Here is a 15385-nt window from a genome sequence, read left to right on the forward strand (position 1 = left end):
GAGCCCAGCGGAGTGTTCGGCGGGTTCCAGATCCGGTCCGCCCGCAGCCGGGCCGCGGCGAACGCGGTGGTCGACGGCGCAACGACCAGGGTCAGCAGGGCCGCGAACACCACCGAGATGCTCGCCGCACGGTGTCGCCCCCACATCCAGCGACCGATCGACGAACGTGCCCGCCAAGCACTCACAGCTACTCCCAGAGCAAGACTGATTGGTCGTCACATATACATGCCTGCAAGGCAATCGCTGCTGGACCTTATGCGAACCCAGGTCGTCGGGGCCACCTCTGCAGCTTTGACGGAGGACGGAATTTGTAAATCCTTGACCAATCCACCGGAACTAGTCGGACATGTCCCTACAACCTGCAAGGCGACTTGACCGCACGGCGGTTGGCCACGCATGGTTCCGACTCGAACGCTCACCCCGCCGGACGGGTACGAGGGAGGACATTCGCAAATCATGGAAAATTCGACACCAGGGATCCGCATTTACAGCCCCCACCTGCGAAGTCATGGTCGGATGCGGCTGATTGCGCTGAGCATGGGTAGCGTGCTGTCTCTCGGTCTCTTGTTCGCACCGACGGCCAGGGCCACCGATGGGCCGCAACCGCCGTCGGGTGCGCCCGCACTGACCTCAGCATCGAACGCGGCGCCTCCGCTCTCGCCGACCGCGCAGGCGATCTCCGACGCCCGTGCCAAGGCAAAGGCCAGCGGACTACCCGCGCCGGTGGACGCCCTCACCACAGCGACATCATCAACCTCCGTCAATCCCAACGGCACCCTCACCACCACCGACTACACGGCGCCCGTCCGCGTGCGGCAGGGGTCGACCTGGGCGGCAATCGACACGACCTTGCGCAGCAACAACGACGGAACACTCAGCCCCGCCGTGGCGCCGACCGCCCTGAAACTCTCTGGCGGAGGCGCCGGTCCGCTGGCAACCGTCACCACCGCGAGCGGCCAGCAGCTCTCCGTCACCGCCCCGTTCCCCCTGCCCGCCCCCAGCGTCTCCGGAGCCACGGCCACGTACAGCGGTGTCCTCACGTCCGACGTCGACCTGCAGGTCACCGCGCTGCCGGACGGCGGCTGGCGCGACGTCATCGTCGTCAAGACCGCTGCGGCAGCAGCCAATCCGGCCCTGGAGTCACTGAACTTCCCGATCGCCGCCTCGGGCCTGACGGCGTCGTCGGACGCTTCCGGCAATGTCACCTTCAAGGACGGTTTCGGCACTGTCTGGCTGCACGCTCCCACGCCGATGGAATGGGACTCCAGCACTCCGCCGCCCGCCGCCTCGGGGACCACCAGTACCCGGACTGGACTTTCCCAGGCCGCACCCACGGCCGCCGGTGACGCCTCAGGGGCGGCCACATCCACTCCGGACGGACCGGGCGACAGCGCCAACGTCGCGCCGATCGCCGTCAGCACAGCGGGCAACGATCTCTCCCTGACACCCGATCAGAGCGTACTCGGCAAGGGCACCGGCCCGTGGTTCATCGACCCCAGCATCAGTGCCGACAGCGGCACACAGCACTGGGTCCAGGTCCAGGAGAACCACCCGGACACCAAGAACTACGACGTCCAGTCACCCGTGGGCACCGGCTACTGCGGCTACTCGGACTGCACCGGCTACGGCCGCTACCGCGGCTACTTCCAGATCGGCATCAACCCGAACATCTACAATCAGCCAAGTGGAGCGCCCAGCCCGCCCACCGTGTACAACTCGACGTTCTACGCCCAGGTTTCGGACGCCTCCAGCCCGTCGAGCCAGACGCCGTTCGGGCTCTACTGGACACCTCCGATCGACGGCAACACGACCTGGAACAACCAGCCCTGCGGCACCAACGGCACCATGGCCGGGTGCAGCAAGATCGGCCCTTCCTTCCCGCTCACCGGCACCGGCCCGATCTCCTTCGACGTCACCGCCCAGATGCAGCAGGCCGCGCAACAGCACTGGGCGAACTGGACGGTGGGAATCGCCCCAGACGACGAGAACAACAAGTACTACCGCCACCACATCAGCATCAGCCCGGGCAGCGCTCCCCACATCACCACCAACTACGACATCCAGCCGAGCACTTGGGGAGCCAGCACCACTCCCCAGCCGGGCTTCGCATCGACCAACACCTACTTCCCGTGCAACAGCCACAACGGCAACCCCTGGGACAACGTCGGCTGGATCGGCGCCAACCAGAACGTCCAACTGGCGGTTGACAGCTGGTCGCCAGCGGGACTCAACCTGCACACCGCGTTCAACATGTTCTGGAACTCCGGCGGCACTCAGGGCAACCTCAACCTCGACAGCGGATGGGGTGGCAGCTACAACGTCGGCGCGGGAGCCCAGAGTGTCACCGTCCCGGTCTCCCAGCTGACCGACGGCCAGGTGTACGGCTGGCACGCCGGCTCCTACGATGCCGACCCGGCCGGCAACGGTCTCGGCGCGCCCTGGAGCGAGCTGTGCTACTTCGGCGTGGACCGGACCCCACCCACCGTGTCCATCAGCTCCACCGACTTCCCGATGTCCGGCACTCCCAACCCGAGCCCCGCCAAGTGGGCCGGCGACACGGGGGCGTTCACGCTCCACGGCTTTGACCCGGCACCGAGCGGCGGCTCGGCCTCGGGCGTGGCCTGCTACCGGGTGAGCACCCAGCCCAGCCCGGCCACCGGCTGGAAGTGCACCGACGGCACCAGCAACGGCGTGTACCCGAACAACACTGCGACCAACACTGTGAACTTCCCGTTCCAGGCCGGCAACTGGGGTACCAACATCCTCTACGCCCAGGCCCAGGACAACGCCGGCAACTACAGCCAGCCGACGGCCTACGCCTTCTATGCTCCATGGAATCCGAAGAGCCCGACCGTCTTCGGTGACATCACCGGCGGCAAGAAGCCGAACATCGTGCTGCCGGACAGCTCGGGCAACCTCAAGGTGGTCAACACCGCCGAGGACCCGGCGAACGCGATCGCGGCCGGCGCCAGCATGGCGCCGGTCACCGATGGTTCAGGTTGGACCAACGTCCAGATCAGCCATCGGGGTTCGCTCAAGAGCGGGATCTACACCGATGACCTGATTGCGCACGCAGCCGGCGGGGTGGACGTCTACCTGTACGTCAACGACGGCAGCGGCAACCTCTTCACCAAGACAACCCTCGGCACCATCCCGATGAACTGCCAGGACGCCACCGGCGCTCCCCTGCCGAACGGTTGCCCCGGCGGCTACACCGACGCCAACGACACCTGGGCGAACGCCAGTCAGGTCGTGGCGCTCGGCACTCCGGAGGGTGAGGTCAACACCAGCCCCGGCGCCACCAGGACCTCGCTCATCGCGGTCGTCAACAAACAGCTCTGGCTCTTCCACTCCGGCAAGACACTGATCCAGAAACTCGACGGCACCGCCCGACTGCTCTCCAGCGCCGACTGGAGCAACTACGACCTCATCAACCCCGGCCCGGCAAACGGCACCAACCAACCGACACTCTGGGCCCGCAACCGCACCGACGGCACCATCCACGCCTATCCGATCACCGGTGGCGCGACCCCCAACTACAGCGCCCTCGCCGACCCCACCGGCGGCACAGTGCTGAGCGGCATCAACCTGCCGGTCGCGAGCTACCCAAGGGTCGGCTCCTCGGGCGACCTCAACGGAGACGGTGTAGCTGACCTCTGGGCCGCCAACCCGTCGGGCCAGGTCACCATCTGGAGCGGCACCAGCCAGGACAACACCGCAGGCACCCCGGTCAACGGCTTCAAGAACCCCACCTCGCCCACCTCGATGCCGGCCGCCCTGGGCGTCTGGACGCTCACCGGCACGGCCAACACTGATCAGACCAGGACTCCGGACGCCTTCAACCAGGTCGCTGGCACACCGCTAGGAGCACACCCTGGCAGCCTCAACGGCGTGACCTTCACCCCCGACACCCCAACCACCAACGTAGCCAACGTCGCGTCCTTCGACGGCTCCACCAGCAGGATCGACACCAACGGACCCGTGGTGGACACAACCAAGTCCTTCACCGTCGACGCATGGGCCAAGCCGAACTCGAACGGCGGCGTCGTACTCGCCCAAGACGGCAGCTCGACCTCCGGGTTCATGCTCTGGCCCGACAACGGGACCTGGCGCTTCGCCATGGCCACCGCAGACACCAGCGGCTGGCCGTACGACACCACCAACCTCACCAACAACAACGCCGCTGTCCAACTGGGGAGCTGGACGCATCTCACCGCCAGCTACAACGCCACGACACGCCAAATGTCACTCTTCGTCAATGGCAGCCTCGCCGGCACCGGGACCCACCAGAACCCCATCCCGTTCAACGGCAACTTCGGCATCGGCCGCTGGCTGAACAACGGCCGGACCAGCAACTACTTCAACGGACGAATCAGCGGAGTCGCCGCCTACACCGGGGTCATCACGCCCGGCACCGTCCCCGGCGCAATCGCCGTCAGCTCGGCCAGCACCAAGTGCGTGGACCTCAACCAGGACAACACAACTCCCGGGAACATCGTCCAGGTCTGGGACTGCAACGGCACCCCGAGCCAGCAGTGGAGCTTCCAGCCCGACGGTACCGTCAACGTCGGCGGAGGCTGCCTCGACGCGACTGGCGCCGGCACCGCCGACGGAACCCTGATCGAATACTGGACCTGCGTGTCTGGGGCACTCAATCAGCAGTGGATCCCCCGAGCCGACGGCAGCATCTACAACCCTGCCTCCGGCCGCTGCCTTGACGACCCGGCCGGCAACCTCGTCGACGGCACCCGTTTGGAGCTCTGGGACTGCGTTCCCGGCGCCGCCAACCAACGCTGGACCATCACCGCCACCGCATAACCGCGCCCCCACCGGACACCAACGGCTCGCCACGCCCGTCCAGGGCGTGGCGAGCCGTGGTCGGATGGCGACAGTGCCGGGCGCGCTCTCGAGTCCGCGTGCCTGAGCGGGCCGTAACCGACTTCAACCCCGCGCCTCGGACGCTACACCGGCAGGGCCGAACCAATCGGGTCGCCACAGAGGACATCGGTTCGAGTCCCGGGCGATCCCCCTCCACCACGTGATGCGAGCTTTGCCCTATTTCGTGGACACTCGCCTGTTATGCAACCAAGTCCAGGGTAGTGACGCTGCTGGCGTGTTGTTGCTCGTAGTCGACCGGACTGCGGTAGCCGAGGGCGGAGTGTCGCCGCCGGCGGTTGTACCAGGCCATCCACGCGAAGACCGCCAGGCAGGCTTGTGTCCGTGTCAGCCAGCGTGAGCCGTAGAGCAGTTCGCGCTTGAGGGTAGCGAAGAAGGACTCGGCGAGGGCGTTGTCGTAACTTGAGCCGACCCGACCCATCGAGCGCCGTATCCCGTGCGTTCGGCAGGCCGCGGCGAACGCCGCGGACGTATATTGCGCGCCCCTGTCGGAGTGGAAGACCACGCCGCGCACGTCACCGCCCCTGACAGCGACGGCGGACCGGACGGCGTCCACGACCAGGTCAGCGCGCATGTGCTCCGCGAGCGACCAGCCCACGACCCGGCGCGAGTGCATGTCGATGACCGTGGCCAGGTACATCCACGCCCCGCCGACCGGCAGATACGTGATGTCCCCGCACCAGCGCAGGTCGGGTTCCGGCGCGGCGAACACCCGCCCGACCAGGTCCGGCGCCGGCGGCACGCTGCGGTCCGCGACCGTCGTGCGCACACTGCGGCGAAGGTGGCGGCCGGCCAGCCCGCGCTCGCGCATCAGCCGCGCCACCCGCTTGTGGTTCACCACGCCGTGTCGCTCCCGCAGCTCCCGGGTGACCCTCGGGACGCCGTAGGCGCCGTTCGACTCCTCGTGGATCTCCTCGATCCGCGCGGCCGTCTCCTCGTCGGCCGCCCTGCGCGCGGCGCGTGCGGCGGCCGCGGCGATCCACCGGTAGAACCCGGACGCCGAGACACCCAGCACCCGGCACAGCCGCTGTACTCCGTACAGGTCACGGAACTCGGAGATGAACCGCCAGCGGCCGGTCATCGACCCATCTCCTTGGCAAAATACGCGGCCGCCTTCCGCAAGATCTCCTTCTCGAGCTCCAGCTCACGGACCTGCTTGCGCAGCTGACGCAGCTCCTCGCGCTCGGCCGGGGTCAACGGGCCCTCACCGCTCGCGCTCGACGCCGCGGCAGCACGCGAGCGCGCAATCCACTGACGCAGCGACTCCGGATTGACACCCAGCTCGCGCGCCACCGACGGGATCCGCCGCCCGCTGGACTCCACCAGCGCCACCGCATCCCGCTTGAACTCCCCCGAGTACCTCGCAGTACCCATGAGGACATCCTCTCCACGGACCCCAAGATCCGCTTCTCAGAAGTGTCCACTGTTCGGGGTAAAGCCCAGGTGGCCCGATCGACCCCGACAACGAAGCCCACGACGTGATCATGTCCGTCTTCGGTGGAGTCTCCAAGGGCGAGCGCAACCGGGTCCGGATCCGGGTCCGCAGCGCCATGGGAGCCCAAGCCCGACTCGAAGGCCGGTTCCTCGGCGGCCGCCCGCCCTATGGGTACACGCTCACCGACCTCGGCCCGCACCCCCACCCCGCCAAGGCCGGCGACGGCAAGCGGCTGCACGGCCTGGCCCTCGATCCGGTCACGGGAGTGACCGTCCAGCGGATCTTCCGCGAATTTCTCGCGGGCAGAGGCTACTTGGCGATCGCCGAACGACTCACCGCCGACGGGGTCCCCTGCCCGTCGGCGGAGGACCCTGAACGCAACCGGCACCGATCCGGTATCGCCTGGTCCAAGAGCGCCATTCGCGTCATCCTGACCAACCCGCGCTACACCGGACGCCAGATCTGGAACAAGCAGCGCAAGGACGAGACGCTCCTCGACATCGAGGACGTGACTCTCGGCTTCACGACGACCCTGCGTTGGAACTCCCGGGAGCAGTGGATCGTCTCCGACCGTGTCGTCCACCCGCAGCTCGTGGACGACGAGACCTTCGCCCAGGCCCAGGACATCATGGCCTCCCGCAGCCGCACCGCCGCGCCCCACGGCGGCAAACGCGCCAGCCACCCCTACCTCCTCCGGGGAGCCTTCAGTTGCTCGGACTGCCGGCGGAAGATGGAGGGCCACTGGGCTCACGAGGAGGCGTACTACCGCTGCCGATTCCCAGCCGAGTACGCCCAGGCCAACACGATCCAGCACCCGCGCAACATCTACTTGCGGGAGCGGGACGTCCTCGGACCGCTTGACCACTGGCTCGCGAAGGTGTTCTCCCCGCACCGCATCGATGGCACCATCGATCTCCTGGCCGAGAGCGCCCAGGCCCCGGCAGACGATCAAGCGGTCCGCGCCGACAGGGCCAAGCGCACCCTCGCCGATTGCGACCGGAAGCTGACCACCTACCGCGCGGCCCTTGAGGCCGGCGCCGACCCGGTTGTGGTCACCGAATGGATCGCCCAGACCCAGGAGGTCCGGGCCCGTGCCGAATCCGAACTCCGGGCCGTCCAGGCGGCGCGGGCCGGCCAACTCACCCGTGATGACGTCGCAGCCCTGGTCCGGGCCAACACGGACTTGGTGGAGATCCTGCGAGTCGCCGAGCATGCGGATCGGGCAGCCCTGTACGAGCAACCTGGCTTGATGCTGACCTACGACCACGGAAAGCAGAAAGTGCTGGTTGAGATGAATCTCAACCAGCACTTGGCGTCACCCCGTGGGGCAACTGTTTGTGTCCGAGGGGGGACTTGAACCCCCACGCCCGATAAAGGGCACTAGCACCTCAAGCTAGCGCGTCTGCCATTCCGCCACCCGGACTAGGTGGTGTCCGCTCGACCGGACCTTCCGGTGCTCGGCCGCGCTGACATGGATAACTGTAGCAAAGGATGGCTTGAGGGCCCAAAAGCCTGGGGGTGTGGGGGTGGCCGGTGGGTGGACGGCTGGGATCGGGGAGGTTGTCGGGTGAATTCCTTGGGGGAACGAAGGGGGTGGGGGAGGATGGCGGCACGTGGCCTGGATGGCCGGTGGGACGAGGAGGGTGCATGAGCGAGGCGCGGGTGACCGGAGAGTCCGAGGTCGCGGAGATCTGCAGGGACCTGATCCGGATCGACACCAGCAACTACGGGGACCAGCCGGGGCCGGGGGAGCGGGCCGCGGCGGAGTACGTGGCCGAGCAGCTGGCCGAGTTCGGGCTGGAGCCGCAGATCTTCGAGTCGGCCAAGGGGCGCGCCTCGACGGTGGTGCGGATCGAGGGCGAGGACCGGTCGCGGCCGGGGCTGCTGATCCACGGGCACACCGACGTGGTGCCGGCCAATGCGGAGGACTGGACGCACCACCCGTTCTCGGGGGAGATCGCGGACGGCTGCGTCTGGGGTCGCGGCGCGGTCGACATGAAGGACATGGACGCGATGACGCTGGCGGTGGTGCGCGACCGGCTGCGCACCGGCCGCAAGCCCCCGCGCGACCTGGTGCTGGCGTTCCTGGCCGACGAGGAGGCCGGCGGCACGTACGGTGCGCGGTTCCTGGTGGACAAGCACCCGGACCTGTTCGAGGGCGTCACCGAGGCGATCGGCGAGGTCGGGGGGTTCTCGTTCACGGTGAACGACAAGGCGCGGCTCTACCTGGTCGAGACGGCCGAGAAGGGCATGCACTGGATGCGGCTCACGGTCGACGGCCGGGCCGGGCACGGCTCGATGATGAACAACGACAACGCGATCACCGAGCTGTGCGAGGCGGTGGCTCGGCTGGGCCGGCACGAGTTCCCGCTGCGGATCACCAAGTCGGTGCGGTCCTTCCTGGACGAGCTGTCGGACGCGCTGGGCGTGCCGCTCGACCCGGAGAACATGGACGAGACGCTGCGGGTGCTCGGCGGGATCGCCAAGATGATCGGCACCACGCTGCGCAACACCGCGCAGCCGACCATGCTGGGCGCCGGCTACAAGGTGAACGTGATTCCGGGTCAGGCCACGGCGCACGTGGACGGGCGGTTCCTGCCCGGCTACGAGGAGGAGTTCCTGGCCGAGCTGGACGCGGTGCTCGGTCCCCGGGTGAAGCGGGAGAGCCTGCACCACGACAAGGCGATCGAGACCGACTTCGACGGTCCGCTGGTGGCGGCGATGCAGTCCGCGCTGCGGGCCGAGGACCCGATCGCCCGGGCGGTGCCGTACTGCCTGTCCGGCGGCACGGACGCCAAGTCCTTCACCGACCTGGGCATCCGGTGCTTCGGCTTCGCGCCGCTGCAGCTGCCGCCGGGGCTGGACTTCGCCGGGATGTTCCACGGCGTGGACGAGCGGGTGCCGGTGGAGGGGCTCAAGTTCGGGGTCCGGGTGCTGGACCGGTTCATCGACGCCTGCTGAGGTCCTGGGCCGTCGTACGCGTGTTGAATTCTCTGATTTTCCGTCGATAAGGCGAGCGAATCATCACCGGTAGGAGTGAATGACGATCTGCCTCCGTTCCCCCATTCGGCAGAGCGTCGTTCACTCCTATGGCGGCAGGGATGACCTGGCCGCCCGGAAAATCAGGAGGAATGCATGAACGTCAAGAAGATCGCGGCTGTGGCGGTTACTGCCGGTGGCCTGATGCTGGCCGGTGCCGGCGTCGCCGCGGCGAACGGCGGCGCGGGTGCCCAGGGTGCCGCCACCGACTCGCCCGGCGTGGTCTCCGGCAACCTGGTCCAGGTTCCGGTGCACGTGCCCGTCAACATCTGCGGCAACACCGTGAGCGTGATCGGCCTGCTGAACCCGGCGTTCGGCGACGCCTGCTTCAACGGCTGACCAAGAGCCGGAACACCGAGGGGCGCCCCAGGCGGGGCGCCCCTCTCGGCGTTTCAAACCACCCGATCGAGTGACTGACCGCCGGTTGGCTCAACCTTTTGGGAGAACACTCGTTGAACTGTGGGCGGTAAAAGCATTCGTCGGAATTTCCGACCATCACATGTCAGGGGTACGTATGCGACAGGTTGCCAGAAAAGGAATCCTCACGGCGATGACCGCCGGCACCGTGCTGGCCTCGACCGCCGGTTACGCCTACGCGGCGGGTGCCGACGCGGAGGGTGCGGCGGCCGGATCGCCGGGAGTGGGCTCCGGCAACACCGTCCAGGTCCCGGTGGACGCGCCGATCAACGTCTGCGGCAACACGGTGGACGTGGTCGGCCTGCTCAACCCGGCCTACGGGAACCAGTGCGGCAACTCCAGTGCCCCGGCCCACCACCAGGGCGGCGGCTCCCAGAACGGCGGCTCGCAGAACGGTGGTTCGCAGGGCGGCAGCGGCTCGCAGAACGGTGGTTCGCAGGGCGGCGGTGCGCAGAACGGTGGCTCCCAGGGCGGCGGTGCGCAGAACGGTGGCTCGCAGAACGGCGGCGGCTCCCAGAACGGTCCGGGCGGCGGCCCCGGCGTCCCGATGCCCCCGGTGGCCGGCAGCTCGGCCTCCGGCGTCGCGCAGGGCTCCCCGGGCGTCGGCTCCGGCAACAACGGACAGGTGCCGGTCAGCGTCCCGGTCAACGCCTGCGGCGACTCGGTCAACGTGATCGGCCTGCTCAACCCCGCGATGGGCAACGACTGCGTCAACCAGGTCACCCCGGGCCACCCGCTGCCCCCGCCGCCGGTGAGCTCCACCCCGGCGACCCCGCCGACCGTGGCGGGCGTGACCGGCACCCGGACCTCCGCCCAGCCCCCGGCCGCGGCGCCCGCGGCCCCGCAGGCGCAGAACGCCCCGGCGCAGGCCCCGGCGGCCGCGACCAAGCTCGCGTTCACCGGCGTGGACGGGCTGGACGTGCTGGCCCCGGCCGGCCTCGGGCTGCTGCTGGCCGGCGGTCTGCTCTACCGCAAGGCGCGCACCGCGGCCTGACCGCGCGCGGCTGTGCCTCGTGGGCCCCTGGTGTGCCGCGACCGCCCCCCGGTCGCGGCACACCGCTCTCAGTGGCTCACCGGTTCCGGTGGCTCACCAGCTCCGCACCTGCCGGATGATCCGCCGCCGCAGCAGGACCGTTCGGCTGCCGTCCGGGTCGAGCCTCAGTCGGTCGAGCTCCCAGTGGCCGTACTCGGCGTGGTCGGTGAGCAACTGGCGGGCCGCGTTGCGCGAGGTGCCGCGCGGCATGCGCAGGGACTGGTACTCGTACTCGGGCTGCCGGACCTGCTTCGGTGGGGTCAAGGTCGCCTCCTCGGCGTTGTCTGCGGCAAGCCTACGACCTGCCTCTGACGGTGACACCGGTCCGACCGAACCGGAACGCGGCGCCCTGCGGGCGGCACGCCGGGGCCGCCGGCCGTCGTCGCACCACCCGCCCCGCCATCCTCGCCCGACAAGCGAACTGATGCGTAATCAATTCCCGGGGCCGGGAAGTGGAAACGCCACGCTGGGCACAGATGCACACGGTTCGGACATCCCGGTTCAAATTGCCGGGCTTTGGCAAACTGAGACGCCAACCCCTGTGCACCTCGGGCCCCGGTACGGATAGCGTCTGTCCCATGTCTGATGCCGCGCAGCTCACCCGGTCCGAGGTACGCGAAGCCGCCGAGGCGGTCAAGGCCGCCATCGACCGCCATCTGGAAGCGGTGTCCAGCACTCACACCGCAGACGACCCGGCGGTCTTCGCCGCCTACGAGGAGTTGGCTGCGGCCGCGATCCACTACGACCAACTGCTGTACGAGGTCTACGACGAGGTCACCCCGTTCGAGGTGCCGGGCGACGGTGGCCCGGACAGCTACGCGGGGCCGGAGGAGCCGGAAGCGATCAGCGTGCTGATCCGCCGGGACTACCGGATCGCCGATCCGCGCCGGCTGCGCGCCCAGGCCGAGCGCCTGGACGAGTCGCTGGAGGCGGTCGAGCAGCCCGGGCAGGGCGTCACGGCGGCGGTCGGCGTGGTCTTCGGCGAATACGAGCCGGACGAGATCGCCGCCCGGGCCGAGGAGTTCGGCCTGGAGGAGGGCGACGCGACGCTCTGGGTGACGGCCACCGAGCCGGCCGAGCCGGGGGAGTGGCTCTCCGAGCCGTTCGACAGCCCGGACCCGCAGCTGCTGCTCTGCCGCTTCGACGTCAGCGAGGTCTACGACGAGGACGAGGCGGACAGCTGACGGCAGGTGCCGGAAGCACGGCCGAGGGCGCTCCCCGCGACGGGGGAGCGCCCTCGGCCGTTCGCGAGGCCGTTCGCGAGGCCGTTCGCGCGGCAGCTCAGCAGGCCGGCGACACGCCCGACACGCCCGACGTGCCCGACGTGCCCTGCACCTGCGAAACGCCCCGCGCGGCTCAGCCCTGCTGCGCCTGCTCCGCGAGCAGCCCGCGCAGCCGGGTGGTGCGGGGCGCGGCGGGCCGCTCGGCGACGGCCTGCGCCAGCGCGGGCCCGGCCGCGTGCACCACCGAGAGGTGCCGCTCGGCCCGCCCGAACGCGGTGTACACCCACTGCCGGGTCAGCCCGGCCGCGGCCTCCTCCGGCAGCACCACCACGGCGGCCGGCCAGCGCCGCCCCAGCGCCTGGTGCACCGTCAGCGCCCAGCCGTGCCGCAGCCGGTCGACCCGGTCCGGCGCCAGCACCAGCTCGGAGCCGTCGTCGAGCCGCAGCCGCAGCCCGGCCTGGTCGCCACCGGCCACCCGGCCGGGGTGGTTGATCCCGGGCACCGGCGAGTAGACCACCCGGTCGCCCGGGTCGAAGCCGGCGAACCGTCCGGGGCCGGGGTTCAGCCGTGCCTTGGCGGCGGCGTTCAGCGCCCGGGTGCCGCCGGGGCCGCCGTGCCCGGGGGTGAGCAGCACGGTCTGCTCGGCGGGGATGCCGAGCGCGCGCGGGATCGAGTCGGTGAGCAGCTGCACGGCCCGGTGCACGGCCTCGCCGGACTCCCGGGCGGTGAGGATCACCACCTCCTTCTCCGGCGCCTCGACCGCGGTCAGCTCGCCGACGCCGATGCCGGAGACCAGCTCGCCGATCGGCCCGAGGTCGGGGGTGCGGGAGGCCACCACGGGGCAGGCCTTGGCGGCCAGCAGGTCGGCGAAGAGCCGCCCGGGGCCGGCCGACCAGAGCTGGCCGGGGTCGCCGCTGAGCACCAGCCGGGTGCCGTCGGCCAGCGCCTCCAGCAGGGTGGCGGCCTGCTCCAGGTCGAGCAGCGGGGCGTCCTGGACGATCAGCAGGTCGAGCGCGAGGAAGCCGTCCTCGGTGCGGTCCACGGTGCCGAGCAGCTCGGCCAGGGTGACCGACTCCGGCTCGCCGAGCGCCTGGCGCCCGTAGTCGGTCCAGGAGGCGGCCCGGACCCGCAGACCGAGGCCGCGGGCGGCCCGCAGCAGGGCGGCCGACTCGCCGAGCGCGGCGGCGTCACCGGTGTGCAGCACGAGGGGCGCGGCGGCGACGGCCCGCACCAGGGCGGCGGCCGAGGCCGAGCCGGCCTGTTCGGCGGCCCGCTCCCAGTCGATGCCGCCCTGGGCACCGTCCTCCCTGTCGGCGCCCTCGGGGTCGCCGGTGAAGGTGGCGAGCAGTCGGGCCAGCCCTTCGGCGGCCTCCTCCTCGGCCTGGGCGATCCGCTCCAGCGCGAACAGCAGCCGCATCGGCGGCTCCTCGTCCTCGGCCACGGGGCGGGCGCCGGGCCCGGTCTCCTCCTCCTGGTAGGGCAGGATCCGGCCGTCCTCGACGGCGGCCTGCACCGCCTCGTCCGCATCGGGCAGCGAGAACTTCGCCAGGCCGGCCCGCAGTTCGTCGACGGTGAGCGCGGAGTGGCCGCGCAGCGCGGCCTGTTCGAGCAGCCAGCCGGCCAGCGCCCGGCCGCGACGCGGGTCGCCGGGGCCGCCGGCGGGGCCGAGCAGCGCCTGGGCGAAGCCGTCCGCCTGTTCGGGGCGGACCCCGGGCAGGCCGAGCAGCGCCCACGGGTCCTGCTGGAGCAGGGCGGGCGCGTCCTCGCCGAGTGCGGTGAGCGCGGCCTTGGCCAGCCCGTCGGCGGCCGCGGCGGGCGCACCGCCGTGGGTGAGCAGCTGCACGGTGGCGCGCAGCGCGTCCGCCGGAAGCTCCAGCACGGGGGCGGCGGGGGCAGTCGCCTGCTGCGGTTCCGCGGCGGGCCGCTGCGGCTCGCCGCCGGTGGTGGACGCGGGCCCGGTGGCGCGGGAGCGGGCTGACGGTCCGTCGGATCCGTCGCGCTGCTCAACCGCCCGCACGGCCTCGGCGAGCGCGGCCAGCTGGGCGGCCTTGCGCGCCGGGTCCGGTGCGGAGGTGAACCGAGCGGCCTGCCCGGGGGCACCGGCCTCACTTCCAGCAGCAGCCGCCGCCTGCTCGCCTGCCTGCTCGGAGCCCTCGGCCGCCTGCCCGGGGGCTCCGTCGGCGGCCGCACCCCCGTCCGCCTCGCTCCGGGGTTCGGGCACCGGCCCGCCGGCCGGGTCCTGCGTCTGACTCACAGTTCGTTCCAGTCCTGATCGGGGTAGCGGCGCACCGGCGCCGAAATGTCGTCCAGCGCGCCGCGGATCTCATCCGGAAGCGTAAGCGCCTCCACCGACAGGGCCGCCGCCAGCTGGGCCCCGGTGCGGGCGCCGAGCACGGCGGCGGACACCCCGGGCCGGTCGCGCACCCAGGAGAGCGCCACCGCCAGCGGGCTGCTGGCCAGCCCGTCGGCGGCGGTGGCGAGCGCGTCGACGATCCGCCGGGACCGCTCGCCGAGGTAGGGCTGGACGAACCCGGAGAGGTACGGCGAGCTTGCCCGGGAGTCGGCCGGGATGCCGTGCCGGTACTTGCCGGTGAGCACTCCGCGCCCGAGCGGCGAGGAGGCGAGCAGGCCGATCCCGGCGTCCAGCGCGGCCGGCAGCAGCTCGCGCTCGATCCCGCGCTGGAGCAGCGAGTACTCCATCTGGCAGCCGGCCAGCGGCACCCGGCCCGGCACGGCGCGCTGCCAGGTGGCGGCCTTGGCCAGCTGCCAGCCGCTGTAGCCGGCCACCGCCGCGTACCGGGCCCGGCCGGAGCCGACGGCGAGGTCCAAGGCGTGCAGGGTCTCCTCGGCCGGGGTGGCGGGGTCGAAGGCGTGCACCTGCCAGAGGTCCACGTAGTCGGTGCCGAGCCGGCGCAGCGAGGCGTCCAGGGCGGCGAGCAGCCGGCCCCGGGAGGTGTCCACCCGGCGGTCGGCGCCGTGGGCGCCGCCGGACTTGGTGGCGATCACCAGTTCGGAGCGCGGGACCAGACTCTCCATCAGGCGGGCGAGCAGGTACTCGGCGCCGCCGTCGGAGTACACGTCGGCGGTGTCCACCAGGGTGCCGCCGGCGTCGACGAACTGCTTGAGCTGCTCGGCGGCGCCGTCCTCGTCGGTGTCCGCGGTCCAGGTCATGGTGCCCAGCGCCAGCCGGGAGACCCGCAGGCCGGTGTGGCCCAGGTTGCGTTGTTGCACGGCGACAGGACACCCCCTCGATTCGGTGAGTCCGAGCGTAGCCGCCGGTCGGCGCAATGTGACGCGCGCCACGCCTACCGGTCAGTAGCATGCCGGTCGCCGACCCGGCTA

The 15385-nt window shown here is 70.7% G+C and carries 10 protein-coding genes and 1 tRNA gene; 6 read left to right on the top strand and 5 right to left on the bottom strand.

Translation table 11 applies throughout. From position 1 onward, the window contains the following. The first annotated feature begins 516 nt into the window (after positions 1-516). A complete protein-coding gene (locus FHX73_RS23660; protein WP_145906924.1) occupies positions 517-4818 on the top strand; it encodes a ricin-type beta-trefoil lectin domain protein in 4302 nt (1433 codons plus the stop codon). Between the two features lie 259 nt (positions 4819-5077). Here FHX73_RS23660 and FHX73_RS23665 read toward each other — a convergent pair. Beyond that, positions 5078-6270, bottom strand: a protein-coding gene (locus FHX73_RS23665) for an IS3 family transposase (RefSeq protein WP_246213678.1) whose coding sequence is annotated in 2 segments (ribosomal slippage) — positions 5078-5992 and positions 5995-6270 — 1191 coding nt in all. Because the reading frame shifts where the segments join, the coding sequence is not laid out codon by codon here. Between the two features lie 110 nt (positions 6271-6380). Here FHX73_RS23665 and FHX73_RS23670 point away from each other — a divergent pair. Then, on the top strand, positions 6381-7688 hold the full coding sequence (locus FHX73_RS23670) for a recombinase family protein (protein ID WP_145908478.1): 1308 nt from the start codon (positions 6381-6383) through the stop codon (positions 7686-7688). Here FHX73_RS23670 and FHX73_RS23675 read toward each other — a convergent pair. Next, positions 7670-7754, bottom strand: a tRNA-Leu gene (locus FHX73_RS23675). The genes FHX73_RS23670 and FHX73_RS23675 overlap by 19 nt on opposite strands. Before the next feature lie 224 nt (positions 7755-7978). On the opposite strand from FHX73_RS23675, the gene FHX73_RS23680 reads away from it, so the two are divergent. From FHX73_RS23680 to FHX73_RS23690, 3 genes are all read left to right on the top strand, one after another. Continuing rightward, positions 7979-9292, top strand: a complete 1314-nt coding sequence (locus FHX73_RS23680; protein ID WP_145906925.1) for a M20/M25/M40 family metallo-hydrolase — start codon at positions 7979-7981, stop codon at positions 9290-9292. Positions 9293-9466: 174 nt separating this feature from the next. Further along, on the top strand, positions 9467-9709 hold the full coding sequence (locus FHX73_RS23685; protein WP_145906926.1) for a chaplin: 243 nt from the start codon (positions 9467-9469) through the stop codon (positions 9707-9709). 211 nt (positions 9710-9920) lie between these two features. Then, the gene (locus FHX73_RS23690) at positions 9921-10781 is read left to right on the top strand and encodes a chaplin (protein WP_342795312.1); all 861 of its coding nucleotides are present in this window, start codon (positions 9921-9923) and stop codon (positions 10779-10781) included. A gap of 93 nt (positions 10782-10874) precedes the next feature. Here FHX73_RS23690 and FHX73_RS23695 read toward each other — a convergent pair whose 3' ends face one another. Beyond that, the gene (locus FHX73_RS23695) at positions 10875-11084 is read right to left on the bottom strand and encodes a DUF5703 family protein (RefSeq protein ID WP_145906928.1); all 210 of its coding nucleotides are present in this window, start codon (positions 11082-11084) and stop codon (positions 10875-10877) included. Positions 11085-11398: 314 nt separating this feature from the next. Between FHX73_RS23695 and FHX73_RS23700 the strand changes: the two genes are divergently transcribed. After that, positions 11399-12004: a hypothetical protein gene (locus FHX73_RS23700; protein WP_145906929.1), complete on the top strand. Its 606-nt coding sequence runs from the start codon at positions 11399-11401 to the stop codon at positions 12002-12004. Positions 12005-12176: 172 nt separating this feature from the next. Here FHX73_RS23700 and FHX73_RS23705 read toward each other — a convergent pair whose 3' ends face one another. Continuing rightward, positions 12177-14297 carry an AAA family ATPase gene (locus tag FHX73_RS23705; RefSeq protein ID WP_246213679.1) on the bottom strand — a complete coding sequence of 707 codons (2121 nt, stop codon included), beginning with the start codon at positions 14295-14297 and terminating at the stop codon, positions 12177-12179. Beyond that, positions 14294-15274: an aldo/keto reductase gene (locus FHX73_RS23710; protein ID WP_145906931.1), complete on the bottom strand. Its 981-nt coding sequence runs from the start codon at positions 15272-15274 to the stop codon at positions 14294-14296. Before FHX73_RS23710 ends, FHX73_RS23705 begins: the two co-directional genes overlap by 4 nt. Between the last annotated feature and the right edge of the window lie 111 nt (positions 15275-15385).

It is taken from the genome of Kitasatospora viridis, from assembly GCF_007829815.1.
Lineage (GTDB): Bacteria > Actinomycetota > Actinomycetes > Streptomycetales > Streptomycetaceae > Kitasatospora > Kitasatospora viridis.

Excerpts from the sequence above, each read along its gene's own strand:
- FHX73_RS23660 (WP_145906924.1), top strand. The coding sequence starts at position 517 with ATGCGGCTGATTGCGCTGAGCATGGGTAGCGTGCTGTCTCTCGGTCTC.
- FHX73_RS23670 (WP_145908478.1), top strand. The coding sequence starts at position 6,381 with ATGTCCGTCTTCGGTGGAGTCTCCAAGGGCGAGCGCAACCGGGTCCGG.
- FHX73_RS23680 (WP_145906925.1), top strand. The coding sequence starts at position 7,979 with ATGAGCGAGGCGCGGGTGACCGGAGAGTCCGAGGTCGCGGAGATCTGC.
- FHX73_RS23685 (WP_145906926.1), top strand. The coding sequence starts at position 9,467 with ATGAACGTCAAGAAGATCGCGGCTGTGGCGGTTACTGCCGGTGGCCTG.
- FHX73_RS23690 (WP_342795312.1), top strand. The coding sequence starts at position 9,921 with ATGACCGCCGGCACCGTGCTGGCCTCGACCGCCGGTTACGCCTACGCG.
- FHX73_RS23700 (WP_145906929.1), top strand. The coding sequence starts at position 11,399 with ATGTCTGATGCCGCGCAGCTCACCCGGTCCGAGGTACGCGAAGCCGCC.